Genomic DNA, 15630 nt, shown 5'->3' with positions numbered 1-15630 from the left:
CGGGCCGCGACCGTGCCTCGGGGCCGCCCGCCATGTGCGTCAGGGTCGCCGGGTCAGCCGGCCGCGACGGTGTCGCCGCGCACCTGGGCCGCCGCGCCGGGCACCGGTTCGGCGGGGTCGGCGCCGGTCGCGACGACGCGGTTGGCGGCGTCGACGTGCACCACCCGCGGCTGGAACCCGCGCGCCTCGGCGTCGTCGACCAATCCGTAGCTGATCAGGATGACGAGGTCGCCGGGCTGCACGAGCCGGGCGGCGGCGCCGTTGATGCCGATGACGCCGGAGCCCCGCTGGCCGGGGATGACGTACGTGGTGAGGCGCGCGCCGTTGGTGATGTCGACGATGTCGACCTGCTCACCGGGCAGGAGGTCGGCGGCGTCGAGGAGGTCTTCGTCGACGGTGACCGATCCCACGTAGTGCAGGTCGGCCTGCGTGACGGTGGCGCGGTGGATCTTGCCCTTCATCATGGTGCGGAACACGAGCTCACTCCTGGTCTCGCTCGCTCGATGCGGCCGGAGGGCCGTCACCGTCGGCGTGGCCGTCGGGTCGGGGTGCCGACTGCTGCCGGTACCTCGCCATCCATTGTTCTGGAACATCGGTCTTGCGTGCCAGCCGGGCCCGTTCGGCCTGTTCCTCGGCGATGACGCGGGCCTCGGCCGGCCGCCGGTGCGCGATGACGGCGTCGACCGGTCCGGGGGTGGTGTCGACGTGCACCGACGCCAGCCCGAGGCGGCGTTGCAGCGGCCCCTGCACGATGCGCACGCTCTGCGTCTTCGCGTGCGGGACGGTGGTGAGGTTGCGGTAGAGCACACCCTCGCGCACCACGACCACGTGCTCGTCGACGCCGTATGCCAGCCGCTTCCAGCCGAAGGGGCGCAGCCAGCGGGCCGGTCGCGGGGCGTGCGTCAGCGGCACCGACAGCGGGTCGGTCCCCGGCAGTACGTGCCGCAACACCTCGGCCGCCTCCTCGTACGTCGCCACCGGCAGCAGCGTGGACGTGCGCTGGCTGTCGTCGGACGACTCGCCGCTGTACCCCGCGACGTCGACGTCCAGCCGCACCCAGCCCTTCCCTCTCCACAACAACGGCTGGCGCATGGCTACTCCCTGCACCCGGCCGGGCGGGACCGTCTGGTGCTGGGTGTCGAGCAGGCCCTTGCGGATGCGGTAGCCGTCGGGCGACTCGGCCAGGACGAACGCGAAGTTGCGGCCCAGCTGCCCCCACAGCGCGGCGCCGATGGCGATGACGCCCGGCAGCATCGACGACAGCACGCCGACGGTGACCTGGCTGTCGCGGAAGAACAGGAACGCGACGCCGATGCCGACGATGAACACCACGCCGGTGACGAACGCGCCGGACAGCACCGTCGACCACACCAGCCGGTCCAGCGGCACCTGGTGCACGACCCGCTCCGGCGCCTCCGGCGTGTCGGCGTCGATGCCGGCCGCCCGCGCCAGCAGTTCGGCCCGCAGCCGCACCGCGTCGTCGACGGCGAGGTACTGCAGCGGCGCCTCGGCCTTGCCGCCACCGGCCACCTCCAGCCGCAGCTCCGAGACGCCGAGCAACCGGCCGGCCAGCGGACGGTTGATGTCGACGGCCTGCAGGCGGTCCAGCCGGACCCGCCGGGACCGGCGGTTCAGCATGCCGGAGTCGATGCGCAGCGCGTCGCCGTCGAAGCCGTACCGGGTGAACCACCACGACAGCAGCCCGACGATCATCCCGACGACGGCGAACGCGAGCACCGTCAGGCCGAACCGGCCCATCTCGCCGGAGCGCAGCGCGTCCTGGCCGCCGATGCCGATGGCCAGGGCGAGGAACCCCCAGCCGCGCAGCAGCGGGGTCAGCGGGTGCAGGCGGCGGAAGTGCTCCGGCGTCGGATCGACCCGGGCGGCCTTGCTGCCGTCTGCCTCGCTCCCCGGCGTGGTGGTCACAGACCAGCCGCCTGGGCCTCACCGAGCGCCGACAGCCGGTCACGCAGCCGTGCGGCCTCGGCGGCCGGCAGGCCGGGGATCTTCGCGTCGGTGGCCGGCGAGGCGGTGTGTAACTGGACGGTGGCCAGGCCGTAGCGCCGCTCCAGCGGCCCCGACGCGACGTCGACGAACTGCATGCGGCCGTACGGCACCACCGTCAGCCGGCGGTACATGACGCCGTGGGTGACCAGCAGGTCGTCCAGCCGCTCGGCGTAGCCCCAGGCGCGCCAGTTGCGCGGGATCAGCCACAGCCCCCACACCAGCGCGATGAGCGCCGCGGCGACGACCGGCAGCACGCCGGCCGGCCCGAAGATCAGCCCCAGCACGACCCCGGCGCCGCCGGCGACCAGCGTCACCGTGATCAGCAGCACCAGCCGGCGCAGGTCGACGAGCTTGCGCGACACCTGCTGCCAGGCCTCGCCGGGCGGCGCGAAGAGCTCCTCCTGGTCCACGGCGTCGAGGCTACCCCGCTGCTCATCGCGCGGCGGCGCGGCTCAGCGGATGACGACCGTCTGGACCTCCGCGACCGGCAGTTCCAGCGACGTCGGCGGCGAGACCACGGCGCCCAGGCCGCCGCCCGCCACCGGGGTGCCGCCCTCCTGCCCGGACCACGACGCGGCGTAGGCGCCGGTGGCCGTGACGGTGTAGGCGAGCCCCGGCATCCGGGCCGACGAGCGGGTGTGCAGCAGGCTGCAGCCGGCCGACTGGGGTGTGCCGGCCGCGTAGGACGTGCGGGCCTGCTCGGCCGTGCAGCCCGCCGACGGACCCGCCGACGAACGGACCGTGAGGCGCTCGGGGTCGGCGACGACGGTGGCGGAGTTGTCGCCCGCCGTGGCCGTGACCTCGAGCCGGACGAACCCGTCGCGCGGACCGTCGCCGGGCGCCACCCAGAACCAGGTCGCGAGGTTGACGTAGGAGCTGGCCGCCGGGTTGCGCAGGGTGTCGGGCGCCGGGATCGCGAGATGCTCGAACGCCACCTCGGCCAGCAGCTCCGGCGGAACCGGCGGCGTGGGCGGCTGCGGCGGCGTGCTGCCCTCGGGCACCCAGAGGGTGTGCGCCCCGCCGTTGGCCGCGACCAGTTGATCGAAGCACTCGCCGGCCGCGTCGAAGTCGCCGTCGACGTTCAGCAGCGTGCCGAAGGCCCAGTGACCGGGCTCGTCGCGGTGCGCCTCGATCTCCTCCAGCGGCGGGTAGACGAAGGTCTGCTCGTTCCCGGGGCCGACGGGGTCGTCGAGGTCGTCGTACTCCAGCGCCCAGTTCTGGTACGCCCACTCGCCGGTGGCGAACTCCATGACCTCCCAGTAGCAGGGCGACGGCACCCGGGGTGTGTCTCCCGGGTCCATGGCCTACTGCGCGACGCCCAGGCGGCGCCTCGCTGCGTTCTCGTCAGTCGTCATAGAACCCCGCTATGACTCCCTCCTCGGCCTTGCGAGGCATACACCTGAACGCCGCTCGCTACGGCCGAGACCCGGGAGACACACCCCGGACGCTGACGGACACTCCGCCACCGTCGCCGCCGGAGCCGTCGCCGCCGTCGAGGCCGTTGCCGGTGAGCGAGACGGCGACGGCGGTCAGCCCGCCTTCGTCGGCGTCGCCGCCGACCTGGTCGTCGCCCACTCCGGCGAGGGCCGGCGCCGTGCCGAGCAGGGCCAGGGCGCCGGTCGTCACGGCGGTGAGCAGGGCCACTCGTGCGCGTCGCATCGCCGTCTCCCGTACGGGTGTCACTCGGCCGTCGAGGCTGGTCGCGGCCGTGCGGTCAACCGCAGTCATGGTCGGACTCCTGCACGTCGGCGACGATCCAGGAGTCGCCGTCGGCGACCAGCTGGACCAGCACCGGCAGGAGGTCGCCGCGGCTGTCGGCGACCTCGGCGCCCTCGGCGTCGACGTCGAAGGTCTCGCGGCCGTCGAGGCAGTCCTGGACGGCCGCCGTCGGGCCGCTGACCGAGACCACGGCCGGTTCGAGGCGCAGCGTGCCGATGGTGCGGTGACCGTCGGCCAGCAGCTGCTCCGCGACGTCGACGACGCGCTGGCGCTGCGGGTCGGCGGAGAGGTCGAGGAGCGGCTGGTGGGCGGGGTCGGGCAGGCTCACCGCGGTGAGGTCGGCGCGCCAGAAGTCGAGGTACGCCTCGAACACCGCGAGGTCGGCCGGCTCCTCCGGCGCCTCGCCGGCGACATCGAGCGCCCAGTCGCTCTCGGCCGGGGCGGATGGGTCACCCGTGGGCGGCTCGGACGGGTCACCCGTCGGAGGCTCGCCGGTGACCGTGCCGGTCTCGGCGCCGTCGACGTCCAGCAGGCCCAGCGGCGGATCGCCGGGCGCCTCACACCCCGCCAGCAGCACGGCCGACGCCGCCGCGCCGACGGCGATTCCCCGTATCCGCATTCCGCCCACCTCGCGCAGAAAGGTTCCATTGCGACAATCTGTCGGAGGTGAGCGTACCGTGTGTCAGCCGGTCAGTCCCCGGACCCCGTGGGCGGCACGTACTCGCCCGCCGCGACGTCGACGCCGAGGGTGTTGCCGGGCGGCGCCAGCGGGCACGTCCACGCGGGGTCGTAGGCGCAGGACGGGTTGTAGGCGAAGTTGAGGTCGACGACCAGCGCGTCGTGCACCGAGCCGCCGAGGTCGGCGCCCTTGACGGTGTCGAGCAGGTAGCGCCCGCCGCCGTACGTGGCCCGGCCGGCCGACGCGTCCTTGACCGGCACGAACACGCCGCCGCCGTAGGAGTCGAGCCACCACACGTCGAGATCGCCGAGCGGCAGGTGCAGCCGTCCGGCCAGCACGAACGGCACGACGCCGTCGGTGGCCGTGGGCACCTCGAGCCGCCGTGGCTCGACGTTGGGGTCGACCGGCAGCACGAACCGCAGGGCGGGGTCGTACGGCGCGTGCCGCAGCCCCGCGAAGCCGGCCCGCGCCTCGGGCGGGACCGGCGACGCGGGATGCGTGCGCACCAGGTCGTCGCGGCCGGCCGCCCACTGCTCGTGGGCGCCGGCCGGATCTGCCTCGCTCGTGTCCCGGACGGCGGAGTAGAGCACGTGGACCCGCCGCCGCCAGTCCAGGACGTCGAGCGCGCTGATCGAGGTCAGAGCAGCCCCTTGTCTTCGAGGTAGGCCCGCGCGACGTCGGGAGCCTGCTGGCGCTCGGCGTCGACCTGCGCGTTCAGCGTGGCGAGGTCGTCGGTGGTGAGCACCGCGGCCAGCTGGTTGAGCGCGTCGGCGATGGCGGGGTCGCCCGCGGACTCGGTGTTGACCACCGGCACCAGGTTGTCGGCCGCCTGCAGCCCCTTGTCGTCCTCGAGCACCACGAGACCGAACTGGTCGAGCGTGCCGTCGGTGGTGCCGACCAGGCCCAGCTGCGCGTCGCCGCGCTGCACCGCCGTCTTCGTCTCGCTGGTGCTGAACCCGGTGGCCAGCGGCGGGTCGACGATGTCGAGCCCGTACACCGACTCCAGGCCCGGCTCGCAGAACGGCCGGTCGGGGCACTCCTCGACCGCGGCCAGCGTGATGGGCTGGCCCAGCGCGGCGAGGTCGGAGAGCGTGGTGAGGTTGTTCTCGTCGGCGAACTCCTGCGAGACGGCGAACGCGTTCTGGCTGGCCGCCTCGGCCGGGTCGAGGATGGTCAGCCCGCGCTCCTCGGCCAGCGGCCGGGCCGCGTCGACCGTCTCCGTGGCGTCGGACGTGGCGATGGGCGCGGTCGACGGCGCGTCGGGGCCGTTGACGGCGCCGTTGAGGAACTCGGCGAACGTGGCCAGGTACTCGGGCACGACGTCGATCTCGCCGCTCTCGAGCGCCGGCTCGTAGATCTCGCGGTTGGCCACCGACTGGATGTCGACGGTGTACCCGGCGTCCTCGAGCAGCGCCGCGTACATCTCCTGCATGATCACCATCTCGGTGAAGTTGGCGCCGCCGACGGTCAAGTCGCCGCCGCCACCACCGCCGTCGGTGGCGGTGGAGCCGCCGCCGTCGCCGTCCTCGAACGGATCGTCATCGTCGCCGCCGCACGCCGCCAGCGACAGCGCCAGGCCGGCCGCGGTCGCCAGCACGGCCGCTCGTCTCCGCATGGTCATGGTCTTCACCGGTGTCACCTTCTGTGTCCCGTGCCGGGCGCCGAGCCCCGCACGCGTGTCCGGCGAGCACCCTCATAGCGCCCGCGTGGAATCAGTCAACTACGCGCCACTGACAACCTCGTCCGTGACGAGCGGCATTCCCCGGTCACGATCGCGTTTCGACCGTCCTTGCCGCGTGGCCCGTCGCATCGGGTCGACCGCCCGCTGCAGCAGCGCCATGACCCCTTCGATCGCCAGCGCCAGCAGGCCGACCATGATCGCGCCGCCGATCAGCTCGGGCACGTCCTGCCGGTTGAAGCCACTGGTGATGATGCGGCCCAGGCCCGGCCCGGAGATGACGGCGGCCAGCGTCGCCGTGGCCACCACCTGCACCGTCGCCAGCCGGATGCCGCCCAGGATGAGCGGCACCGCCAGCGGCAGTTCGACGCGGCGCAACAGCTGGAAGCCGCTCATCCCCATGCCGCGAGCCGCCTCGACGGCGTCGCGGTCGACCTCGCGCATGCCGACGTAGGCGTTGGTGAGGATGGGCGGGATCGCGAAGAGCACCAGCGCGATGACGGTCGTCCAGATCGACAGCCCGAGCGGGGTCATGTACAGGATCGCCAGGATCGCGAACGTCGGCACCGCCCGGCCGACGTTGCTGATGTTGACGGCGAGCGCGCCACCTCGTCCGAGGTGTCCCAGCCAGAGCGCGATCGGCAGCGCGACGGCGCAGGCGATGACCATCGACAGCACCGTGATCCACAGGTGCTCGGTCAACCGGGTGCCGACGCCCGTCGGACCGGACCAGTTGTCGCCGTCGAGCAGCCAGTTGATGCCGTCGACCAGCCCGTTCATGCGCGCACCCCCCGTCGCCACGGCGTGAGCCAGCGTTGCAGGCCGAGCAGGAGCACGTCGGCGACCAGCGCGAGCACGACGCAGAGCACCGACGCCGTCAGCACCTCGGCGTGGAAGTTGCTGCGCTGGCCGCGGGCGATCAGGTTGCCGAGGCCGCCGTGGCCGACGATCATGCCGATGGTCGTGAGCGCGATGGTGGACACCGTCGCGACCCGGAGCGCGGCGAACACCGCCGGCATGGCCATCGGCAGCTCCACCTTGCGGAGCAGCCGGAAGCCGTCGTAACCCATGCCGACCGCCGCCTCGCGGACGTCGCCCGGAACCGCGTCCAGGCCGGTGAGGATGCCGCGGACCAGGATGGTCAGCGAGTACAGCACCAGCCCGATCACCACCGTCGTCGCGGTGAGCTTGGTGAGCGGTACCAGCAGCGAGAACATCGCCAGCGACGGGATGGTGTACAGGGCCGTCGACGTGCCCAGGATCGCGCCGCGCAGCCAGCCGACCCGCCGGGCGATGACCGCCAGCACGAGCGCGAGGGCGAAGCCGATGACGACGGACACCACCGTGATGGTGACGTGCTGGCCGAGCGCCTCCATGATCTCGTCCCAGCGGGTACGGACGTACTCGCCACACACCCAGTCGTTGCGCACGAGGCAGTTGTCGGTCAGGGTTGCGGTATGAACGGGCCCGGAGAGCGCCATTCCGTTGACGCTACCGAAGAACCGATGATTCGTCTCGACCGCGTCTCCAAGAGGTACCCCGACGGCACGGTCGCGGTGCAGGAGCTCACCCTCGAGGTGGGCCGCGGCGAGCTGGTCGTGCTGGTCGGGCCGTCCGGCTGTGGCAAGACCACGACCATGAAGATGGTGAACCGGCTGGTCGAGCCGACCGGCGGGCGCATCGTGGTCGACGGCGTCGACGTCACCGACGCCGACCCGGTGGCGCTGCGCCGCGGCATCGGCTATGTCATCCAGAACGTCGGGCTGTTCCCGCACCGCACCATCGAAGAGAACATCGCCGTCGTGCCCGAGCTGGTCGGCTGGCCGCGCAAGCGCCGCCACGAGCGGGCCCGCGAGCTGATGGAGCTGGTCGGCCTCGACCCCGCGGTGCACGGCAAGCGGTACCCGCACGAGCTCTCCGGCGGCCAGCGGCAGCGGGTCGGCGTGGCCCGCGCGCTCGCCGTCGACCCGCCCGTCCTGCTCATGGACGAGCCGTTCAGCGCCGTCGACCCGGTGGTGCGGTCACAGCTGCAGGACGAGTTCCTGCGGCTGCAGGACGACGTCCGCAAGACCATCCTGTTCGTCACGCACGACATCGAGGAGGCGGTCCGGCTGGGCGACCGCATCGCGGTGTTCAAGCAGGGCGGCCGGCTGGAGCAGTTCGACACCCCGGCGGCCATCCTCGGCGCGCCGGCCACCGACTTCGTCGCCGACTTCGTGGGCGCCGACCGCGGCCTCAAGCGGCTCTCCGTCACGGCCATCACGTCGGCCGACCTCGAGCACCCGCCCGTCGTGAAGGCCGACGACGACCTCGCCGCGGCCGGCGCCGCCCTCGGCGACGAGCGCTGGGCCGTCGTCCTCGACGGTGACGGCGGGCTGGCCGGCTGGGTGGGCCACGACATGCTGACCGGCGCCGGGAAGGTCCGCGACCACGCGCGGCGCATGGAGGCGTGGGTCGAGCTGGACGATTCCCTCAAGGTGGCGTTCGCGGAGATGCTGCAGTGGAACGCCGGCTGGATCGCCGTGCTGGACGACGACGACCGCTACGTCGGCGTGCTGACGCCGGCGACGCTGCACGCGGCGCTACGGCGCTCCGTCGAGGCCGAGGCGAAGGACGTCGCCCGGGCCGAGGTGGTGCTGGAGACGGTGCAGAACGCCTGACTCAGGCGCTGCGCTCCTGGCGCTGCTCGACCGGGGCGGACTTCTTCTTGCGGTCGGCCTCGGGCAGCAGGTCGGTGTTCTTGTCTTCCCACTTGATGAGGTCGACCACCGTCGGCGCCTCGGAGAGGTCGGGCCACAGGTCGTTCCACTCCGCGCCCTCGGCCAGCCGGGCCAGCTCGACGCTGGGGGTGGACGCGCCGGGACGGGCGCTGCGGGCGGCCGCGATCTCGGCCTCCAGCAGGTCCAGCTTCGAGCGCATGACGTCGATGCGCTCGGAGGCGACGTCGAGCAGGCCGACCATGTGGTCGGTGAACTCGCGGTGCTCCTCGGAGTAGCGGGCGTGCGCCTGCGAGTACTCCGCCGCCTGCTCGGCGCGGACCGTGGCCACCTCGACCCGCAGCCGCCGCTCGAGCCGGAGCACGAACGCGCCCAGGACCGCCGCGCCGACGGCGCCCGCGGCCGCCGCGATGCGCGGCCACGGCCCGTCCAGGACCATGGCGGCGACCGTCAGCGCGATGGCCGCCGCGGGTGCGGCGACGGCGAGCAGACGGACAGCGGTCAGACGGCGGCGGTGACGGACGGAGGCCATGGGCGTCACCGTACCTTCTTGTACGGCGCGAATCGGACTTCACACGCCGCGCCACACCGGGAACTTCCGTCCCGTGTTTCACCCACGCCGCGACCGCCGTCGCGGTGTCACTGCCGGGCCGCTCGGCCCCGGAGTCGACGGGCGTCGGCGGCGTGGTCGACGGCCCGCCGGGCCGCACCCAGCGCACGCGGCCGGCGCAGGCACGCGGCCGGGGCCCGCCACGGCACGGGCGGCTCGTGCGGGACGCGGGTGCGGCTCAGCGCGAGCCCACTCGTCGCGCTTCCGGGCGGCAGCACACGTGGGGCGGTCATGTCTCGATGATCCAGGACGGGTGCCCGGGCGTCATCTGGATTTCGGGCCGGGCGGGCGCCGCCGCTCTCGTCGTCGGGTGCCGCCTGGCTACGCTGCCGGCATGCCGACCGTGCGCGCCAACGGCGCCGACCTCGCCCATGACGACGCCGGGGCCGGGCCCGCGGTGGTGCTCGTGCACGCCGGCCTGGCCGACCGGCGGATGTGGGACCACCAGGTCGCCGCGCTCGCGGAACGGCACCGGGTGGTGCGCTACGACTGGCGTGGCACGGCGAGTCCAGCCCTGCCGCCGGGGAGTTCTCGCACCACGCCGACCTGCTGGCGTTGCTGGACGCGCTCGGCATCGAGCGGGCGGCGCTGGTCGGCTGCTCGATGGGCGGCGCGTACTCCGTCGACGTCGCGCTGGCGGCGCCGGAGCGGGTGACGGCCCTGGTGCTGATCGCGTCCGGGCTGTCCGGGCACGAGTGGCCGGCCGAGATGGGCGCGCTGGCCCGCGAACGGATCCTCGCCGCGGTTCCGGCCGACCGGCTGGCGCGCTACCGCGAGCACACCGCCGGCGACGTCGACCCGGCCGACGTCGCCGCGATGGCCGAGGCGCAGCTGCGGCTGACCGCCGTCGGGCCGGGGCGGGAGCCGTCCGACCTGGACCCGGACGCGTGGGAGCAGATGGTGCGCATGTGCCGGCTGGTGTTCGAGCGCGAGTGGACCGGCCCGGCGCACACCGAGCTGCCCGCCGACCCGCCGGCGAAACCGCGGCTGGCCGACGTCGTGCAGCCGGCGTTGGTGGTCAACGGCCGCGCCGACCTGCCGTACATCCAGGAGGTGTCCGGTCTCCTGGCGGACGGGATCCCGGGCGCCCGGCGGGTCGACCTCGACGACACCGGCCACCTGCCGCCGGTGGAGCGCCCGGCCGAGGTGACGACGTTGCTGACGCAGTTCCTGGCCGCACCGGCTGGGTAGGGTCGGACGGTGCCCGAGCTGCAGCGGCTGCGCGCTGACCACGCCCCGGCGGTCCTGGCCTTCGAGCTGGCCAACCGCGCCTACTTCGCCGACTTCGTCTCCGACCGCGGCGACGCGTACTTCGAGCACTTCACCGAGCGGTTCGACGCTCTGCTGGCCGAGCAGGAGGCCGGCGTCTGCGCCTTCCACGTGCTCGTCGCTTCGGACGGCTCGGTGCTCGGGCGGTTCAACCTGCTCGACATCGAGGACGGCACCGCGATCCTAGGCTACCGGGTCGCGCAGCACGTCGCGGGCCGTGGCGTGGCGACCGCGACCGTCCGCGACCTGTGCCGCCTGGCGGCGTCGCGGCACGGGGTGCACACCGTGCGGGCGGCCGTCGCCGAGACGAACGTCGCGTCGCGGAAGGTGCTGGCCAAGGCCGGGTTCGTCCTGGCCGGACCGGCCGACTCGGACGAGGTCGGCGGCCAGCCGGGCAGCTGGTTCGAGCTCACGATCCGCTAGGCCGGGTGGGCGCCGTTCTCCTCGTCGGACGGCGGCGGGACCTCGCCGGCGCGTTCCAGCCGGACGGCGGCCACCGTCAGCACGACCGCGGCCGCGACGACGACGGCGGAGAGGACGGCGCGGTTGCGGCCCATCGGGGAGTCGAGCAGGCCCAGCGCCAGCAGGCCGAGTCCGGTGTAGACGCCGGTGAGCAGGGCGCCGAAGTACGCCGACGCCTTGGCGAGGGCGACGGAGCGGGCCACCCGGAGTGCGTCGATGCGCTGGTCGAAGCGCCGCTCGGTGATCCAGCCGCGCACCGCCCGGGCGCCGGCGAACATGCCGGCGGCCAGGAAGAGCAGCAGCAGCGGCAGCACCCACGGGATCGGCGGGAGCGCACCCGACGCGGCGTCGACGATGCGGCCGATCGACCACCCGGCCGGGACCGCCACCGCGGCGACCCAGATCAGCGAGCCGATCTTCGTCCGTTGCACAGTGTGCCGCGACCCGGGGGTCAGGCCGGGATCTCGAGCGCCTCGTCCAGCCGGCGCACGCCGGTGGCGTCGACGGCCGAGCTCAGCTCCACGACGCGGCCGAGGCCGGGCACCGAGAAGTCGGGGTCGATGTCGGCCCACGGGATGAGCACGAACGCCCGCTCGGCGAGCCGCGGGTGCGGCACGTGCAGGTCGTCGTCGTCGGAGGTGACGTCGCCGACGGCGAGCACGTCGATGTCGAGCGTGCGCGGGCCGTTCGGGACGTCGCGGGTGCGGCCGTAGGCGGTCTCGGTGGACTGGGCCCGTTCCATCAGCGAGCGCGGCGACAGCGTGGTGTCGACGACGAGGACGGCGTTGAAGAAGTTCGGCGAGCCGTCGGGGGTGTCGACCGGCTCGGACTCGTACACCGGCGAGACCGCGACGGGCACGATCTCGGAGGAGTCGGTGAGGGTGTCGACGGCCGCCTGCAGGAACTCGAGGCGGTCGCCGAGGTTGCTGCCCAGCGCGAACGCCGTGCGCCGCAGCGGGCGCAGATCACCCGTCAGCGTGTCGGCGTCGACCACGTTGGGGTTGGGGACATTGGTCACGTTCGGGCCCTTCGAATCGTCACGGTCACGTCGTCGAACGGCACCGTCACTGGCGCCTCCGGCTTGTGCACGGTCACTTCCGCCGCCTCCACCCTGGGATCGTCCAGGCAGAGGTCCGCGATGCGCTGGGCGAGGGTCTCGACCAGCCGGACCGGCTCCCCCGAGACGAGGCCGACCACCCGTTCAGCAAGACTGCCATAGTCCACGGTGTCGGTCAGGTCGTCACTCTGGGCCGCCGCACGGGTGTCGACGCTCAGAGCGACGTCGACGCGGAACAGCTGGCCGTTCTCCCGTTCGTGGGGGAACCAGCCGTGATGTCCACGCGCGGTCAGGCCGCGCAGCTCGATACGGTCAGGCACCCCACGACCCTAGCGGCCCGCACCCGCTCATCGTGCACTCGGACGAGGGTGGGATTGGCCACGGTCGGTCACCCTTGCGCGAGCCGGGCCGCGACGCGCACGGCGTCGAGCGTCGCGGGGACGGTGTGGACGCGGACGCACCAGGCTCCGGCCAGCGCGATCGTCGTCGACAACGCGTCGGTGGCGGCATCGCGGCCGGCCGGCGGGCGCCGTTCCCCGGTCGCCGGATCGGCCAGCAGCTCGCCCAGGAACGTCTTGCGCGACGCGGCCACGAGCAGCGGCAGCTCCAGCGCGTGCAGCTCGGCCAGCCGGGCCAGCAGCGTCCAGTTGTGGTCCCACGTCTTGGCGAAGCCGAGCCCGGGGTCGACGGCGACGTGCTCCGGCTTCACCCCGGCGGCGAGGGCGGCGTCGACCCGCGGCCGCAGCTCGGCGAGCACGTCGGCGACGACGTCCTCGTAGGCGATCCGCTCCTGCATGTGGTCGGAGTGCCCGCGCCAGTGCATGAGGACGACCGGCACGTCCGCCGCGGCGACGACGCGCAGCATGTCAGGGTCGGCCAGCCCGCCGGACACGTCGTTGACCAGCCGCGCACCGGCCTCCAGCGCGGGTGCCGCGACCTCGGCGCGCATGGTGTCGACGGAGACGACGGCGCCCGCGGCGGCCAGCTCGCGGATCACCGGCAGCACCCGGCGGCGCTCCTCGTCCGGCGACGGGCGTGCGGCGCCGGGCCGGGTGGACTCGCCGCCGACGTCGACGATGTCGGCGCCCTGCTCTATCAGTTGCAGCCCGTGCTCGATCGCGTCGCCGGGCTCGTACCAGAAGCCGCCGTCGGAGAAGGAGTCGGGCGTGACGTTCACGACGCCCATGACCAGCGTGCGGTCCGGCCGCGGCAGGCCCGCGACGTAGCGCTCCGGGCGGCCGGCGCTCATCGGTGCAACGCGATGTCGGTGCGGTGGTGGCTGCCGTCGAGCGTGATGTGCCCGACCGCCTCGTACGCGCGGGCGCGCGCCTCGTCGATGTCGTCGCCGACCGCCGTGACCGACAGGACCCGGCCGCCGCTGGAGACGACGGCGCCGCCGGCGTCGAGCCGGGTGCCGGCGTGCAGCACCTCGACGCCCTTGACGGCGGCCGCGTCGTCCAGCCCGCCGATGGGGTCGCCGGTGCGCGGGGACGCCGGGTACCCGTGCGCCGCGACGACGACGGTGACCGCGGCGCCGTCGCGCCACACCGGCTCCGGGTGCTGCGCGAGGGTGCCGGTGGCCGCGGCCCGCAGCAGCCCGCCCAGCCCGGACCGCAGCCGGGCCAGCACGGCCTGCGTCTCGGGGTCGCCGAACCGGGCGTTGAACTCGACGACGCGAACGCCGCGCGACGTCAGCGCCAGCCCCACGTACAGCAGGCCGGCGAACGGGGTGCCGCGGCGCTGCATCTCCTCGATGGTCGGCCGGACGACCCGCTCCATGACGTCGTCGACCAGGCCCTCGGGCGCCCACGGCAGCGGCGTGTACGCGCCCATGCCGCCGGTGTTGGGGCCCTCGTCGCCGTCGTAGGCGCGCTTGAAGTCCTGCGCCGGGGTGAGCGGCACGGCGACCCGGCCGTCGGTGACGCAGAACAGCGACACCTCGGGGCCGTCGAGGTACTCCTCGATGACGACGCGGCCACAGGCCTCGGCGTGCGCGAGCGCGGCCGCGCGGTCGTCGGTGACGACGACGCCCTTGCCGGCGGCCAGGCCGTCGTCCTTGACGACGTACGGCGCGCCGAAGCGGTCCAGCGCGGCCTCGGCCTCGGCGCGGGTCTCGCAGACCACGGCCATGGCGGTGGGCACCTCGGCCGCGGCCATGACGTCCTTCGCGAAGGCCTTCGACCCCTCCAGCCGGGCGGCCCGCCCGGACGGCCCGAAGCAGGCGATGCCGCGCGCCTTGACGGCGTCGGCGACGCCCGCCACCAGCGGCACCTCGGGCCCCACCACGACGAGGTCGGCGTCGAGCCGGGCGGCGAGGTCGGCCACGGCCTCGGGCTGGTCGGCGACGACGGAATGGACGGCGACGTCCGCGGCGATCCCGGCGTTGCCCGGCGCGGCATGCACCTCGGACACCTCGGGGTCGCGCAGCAGGCAGCGCACCAGGGCGTGCTCGCGGGCGCCGGAACCGATGACGAGTACCTTCACGGACGCCGACCCTATCGGGCCAGTCGCGCCGCCACTTCCAGTGTCCGCACCTGGTCCGTCGCCGACCCGACCGGGAGCACCTGCAGCTCGTCCGTGCCGGCGTCGGCGAGCGCCCGGAACGCCCGGCGGACGGTCGCCTCGTCACCGGCGATCACCGTCTCGGCGGGGGTCCGGACGCCTTCGCGGTCCAGCTGGACCCGGTAGGCCGGCAGGTCGCCGGCCATGCCGAAGTACTGCTGCACCCAGTCGCGGGCGCCGCCGGGGTCGTCGGTCACGGCGACGCACACCCCGGCGACGACGGCGGGCCGTTCGCGCCCGGCCGCGGCAGCGGCGGCGGTGAGCGCCGGGACGACGTGCTCGCCGATCGAGCGGGGCCCTGCCCAGGTGGTGACGGTGCCGTCGGCCAGCTCGCCGGCCACCCGCAGCATCGCCGGTCCGAGCGCGGCCACCAGCACCGGCGGCGCCGTCACCGTCCCGGCCACGCCCACCTGCCCGTTCACCGTCAGCGTGGAGCCGGAGTACGCGACCGGCTCGCCGCGCAGCAACGGCCGCAACACCGTCAGGTACTCGCGGGTGTGCCGGGCCGGCCGCTCGAACGACAGCCCGTACTGCCCCTCGATGATCGGCGCGTGGCTCGGCCCGACGCCCAGCACGAGCCGCCCGCCGGTCGCCGCCTGCGCCGTCAGTGCCTGGGCGGCCAGCGCCAGCGGGTGCCGCGGATGGGTGCGGACGATTCCGGTGCCCAGCCGCACGTCCGGCACGGCCGGGCCGATCGCCGTCAGCAGCGTCAGCGGATCCCAGCCGGAGCGCTCGCTCAGCCACACGGTCTCGTACCCGGCCGCGGCGGCCGCCCGGGCCCGTTCGGCCACGGTCGCGACGCTCACGCCGTCATCGTCGATCCACACTCCGATTCGCATGGGCCCAGTCAAAGCCGGCGGAACAGGCCGG

Annotated in this window: 21 protein-coding genes; 3 read left to right on the top strand and 18 right to left on the bottom strand. The window is 74.0% G+C overall.

The annotated features are described in order from the left end of the window. Positions 1 to 53: 53 nt before the first annotated feature. The 10 genes from panD to BLV02_RS25820 all read right to left on the bottom strand — a co-directional run bounded on the left by panD (position 54) and on the right by BLV02_RS25820 (position 7564). A complete protein-coding gene (gene panD, locus BLV02_RS25865) occupies positions 54 to 476 on the bottom strand; it encodes an aspartate 1-decarboxylase (protein ID WP_046767925.1) in 423 nt (140 codons plus the stop codon). Positions 477 to 480: 4 nt separating this feature from the next. After that, the gene (locus tag BLV02_RS25860; RefSeq protein ID WP_069108968.1) at positions 481 to 1926 is read right to left on the bottom strand and encodes a PH domain-containing protein; all 1446 of its coding nucleotides are present in this window, start codon (positions 1924 to 1926) and stop codon (positions 481 to 483) included. Continuing rightward, positions 1923 to 2417, bottom strand: a complete 495-nt coding sequence (locus BLV02_RS25855; RefSeq protein ID WP_069108969.1) for a PH domain-containing protein — start codon at positions 2415 to 2417, stop codon at positions 1923 to 1925. Before BLV02_RS25855 ends, BLV02_RS25860 begins: the two co-directional genes overlap by 4 nt. Before the next feature lie 42 nt (positions 2418 to 2459). Beyond that, the gene (locus BLV02_RS25850; protein ID WP_141711344.1) at positions 2460 to 3308 is read right to left on the bottom strand and encodes a hypothetical protein; all 849 of its coding nucleotides are present in this window, start codon (positions 3306 to 3308) and stop codon (positions 2460 to 2462) included. Positions 3309 to 3420: 112 nt separating this feature from the next. Further along, positions 3421 to 3666, bottom strand: coding sequence for a hypothetical protein (locus tag BLV02_RS25845; protein WP_141711345.1), 246 nt, complete (start codon positions 3664 to 3666; stop codon positions 3421 to 3423). A 55-nt stretch (positions 3667 to 3721) separates the two neighbouring features. Then, entirely contained in the window at positions 3722 to 4345 is a 624-nt protein-coding gene (locus BLV02_RS25840) for a hypothetical protein (RefSeq protein WP_069108972.1), read from the bottom strand. Positions 4346 to 4416: 71 nt separating this feature from the next. Beyond that, complete coding sequence (locus tag BLV02_RS25835) at positions 4417 to 4995, bottom strand: DUF1684 domain-containing protein (RefSeq protein ID WP_216093938.1); 579 nt, start codon at positions 4993 to 4995, stop codon at positions 4417 to 4419. A 47-nt stretch (positions 4996 to 5042) separates the two neighbouring features. Then, positions 5043 to 6026 (bottom strand): ABC transporter substrate-binding protein, encoded by a 984-nt coding sequence (locus BLV02_RS25830; protein ID WP_141711396.1) that lies wholly within the window; start codon positions 6024 to 6026, stop codon positions 5043 to 5045. Positions 6027 to 6125: 99 nt separating this feature from the next. After that, the gene (locus BLV02_RS25825; protein ID WP_069109559.1) at positions 6126 to 6863 is read right to left on the bottom strand and encodes an ABC transporter permease; all 738 of its coding nucleotides are present in this window, start codon (positions 6861 to 6863) and stop codon (positions 6126 to 6128) included. Then, positions 6860 to 7564 (bottom strand): ABC transporter permease, encoded by a 705-nt coding sequence (locus BLV02_RS25820; protein ID WP_069108973.1) that lies wholly within the window; start codon positions 7562 to 7564, stop codon positions 6860 to 6862. Before BLV02_RS25820 ends, BLV02_RS25825 begins: the two co-directional genes overlap by 4 nt. 24 nt (positions 7565 to 7588) lie before the next feature. Between BLV02_RS25820 and BLV02_RS25815 the strand changes: the two genes are divergently transcribed. Next, entirely contained in the window at positions 7589 to 8743 is a 1155-nt protein-coding gene (locus BLV02_RS25815; RefSeq protein WP_069108974.1) for an ABC transporter ATP-binding protein, read from the top strand. Position 8744: 1 nt separating this feature from the next. Here BLV02_RS25815 and BLV02_RS25810 read toward each other — a convergent pair whose 3' ends face one another. Together BLV02_RS25810 and BLV02_RS35910 are read right to left on the bottom strand one after the other, a co-directional pair. Next, on the bottom strand, positions 8745 to 9332 hold the full coding sequence (locus BLV02_RS25810; RefSeq protein WP_069108975.1) for a hypothetical protein: 588 nt from the start codon (positions 9330 to 9332) through the stop codon (positions 8745 to 8747). 107 nt (positions 9333 to 9439) lie between these two features. After that, the gene (locus BLV02_RS35910; RefSeq protein WP_141711346.1) at positions 9440 to 9643 is read right to left on the bottom strand and encodes a hypothetical protein; all 204 of its coding nucleotides are present in this window, start codon (positions 9641 to 9643) and stop codon (positions 9440 to 9442) included. A 202-nt stretch (positions 9644 to 9845) separates the two neighbouring features. On the opposite strand from BLV02_RS35910, the gene BLV02_RS25805 reads away from it, so the two are divergent. Next, entirely contained in the window at positions 9846 to 10601 is a 756-nt protein-coding gene (locus BLV02_RS25805; protein ID WP_216093940.1) for an alpha/beta fold hydrolase, read from the top strand. A 9-nt stretch (positions 10602 to 10610) separates the two neighbouring features. Next, positions 10611 to 11102 (top strand): GNAT family N-acetyltransferase, encoded by a 492-nt coding sequence (locus tag BLV02_RS25800; protein ID WP_069108976.1) that lies wholly within the window; start codon positions 10611 to 10613, stop codon positions 11100 to 11102. Here the strand turns inward: BLV02_RS25800 and BLV02_RS25795 are convergent. From BLV02_RS25795 to BLV02_RS25770, 6 genes are all read right to left on the bottom strand, one after another. Beyond that, on the bottom strand, positions 11099 to 11572 hold the full coding sequence (locus BLV02_RS25795; protein ID WP_069108977.1) for a DUF3180 domain-containing protein: 474 nt from the start codon (positions 11570 to 11572) through the stop codon (positions 11099 to 11101). The genes BLV02_RS25800 and BLV02_RS25795 overlap by 4 nt on opposite strands. A gap of 20 nt (positions 11573 to 11592) precedes the next feature. Then, positions 11593 to 12159, bottom strand: a complete 567-nt coding sequence (gene folK, locus BLV02_RS25790; RefSeq protein WP_069108978.1) for a 2-amino-4-hydroxy-6-hydroxymethyldihydropteridine diphosphokinase — start codon at positions 12157 to 12159, stop codon at positions 11593 to 11595. Next, positions 12156 to 12518, bottom strand: coding sequence for a dihydroneopterin aldolase (gene folB / locus BLV02_RS25785; protein WP_069108979.1), 363 nt, complete (start codon positions 12516 to 12518; stop codon positions 12156 to 12158). Before folB ends, folK begins: the two co-directional genes overlap by 4 nt. A 68-nt stretch (positions 12519 to 12586) precedes the next feature. Continuing rightward, positions 12587 to 13447: a dihydropteroate synthase gene (gene folP, locus BLV02_RS25780; RefSeq protein WP_069108980.1), complete on the bottom strand. Its 861-nt coding sequence runs from the start codon at positions 13445 to 13447 to the stop codon at positions 12587 to 12589. Next, the gene (gene purD, locus BLV02_RS25775; protein ID WP_069108981.1) at positions 13444 to 14682 is read right to left on the bottom strand and encodes a phosphoribosylamine--glycine ligase; all 1239 of its coding nucleotides are present in this window, start codon (positions 14680 to 14682) and stop codon (positions 13444 to 13446) included. Before purD ends, folP begins: the two co-directional genes overlap by 4 nt. Positions 14683 to 14693: 11 nt before the next feature. Continuing rightward, on the bottom strand, positions 14694 to 15599 hold the full coding sequence (locus BLV02_RS25770; RefSeq protein ID WP_069108982.1) for a TIGR03564 family F420-dependent LLM class oxidoreductase: 906 nt from the start codon (positions 15597 to 15599) through the stop codon (positions 14694 to 14696). Positions 15600 to 15630 lie beyond the last annotated feature (31 nt).

Source organism: Jiangella alba (genome assembly GCF_900106035.1).
Classification (GTDB): domain Bacteria; phylum Actinomycetota; class Actinomycetes; order Jiangellales; family Jiangellaceae; genus Jiangella; species Jiangella alba.
This window is presented reverse-complemented; position numbering and strand designations above follow the sequence as displayed.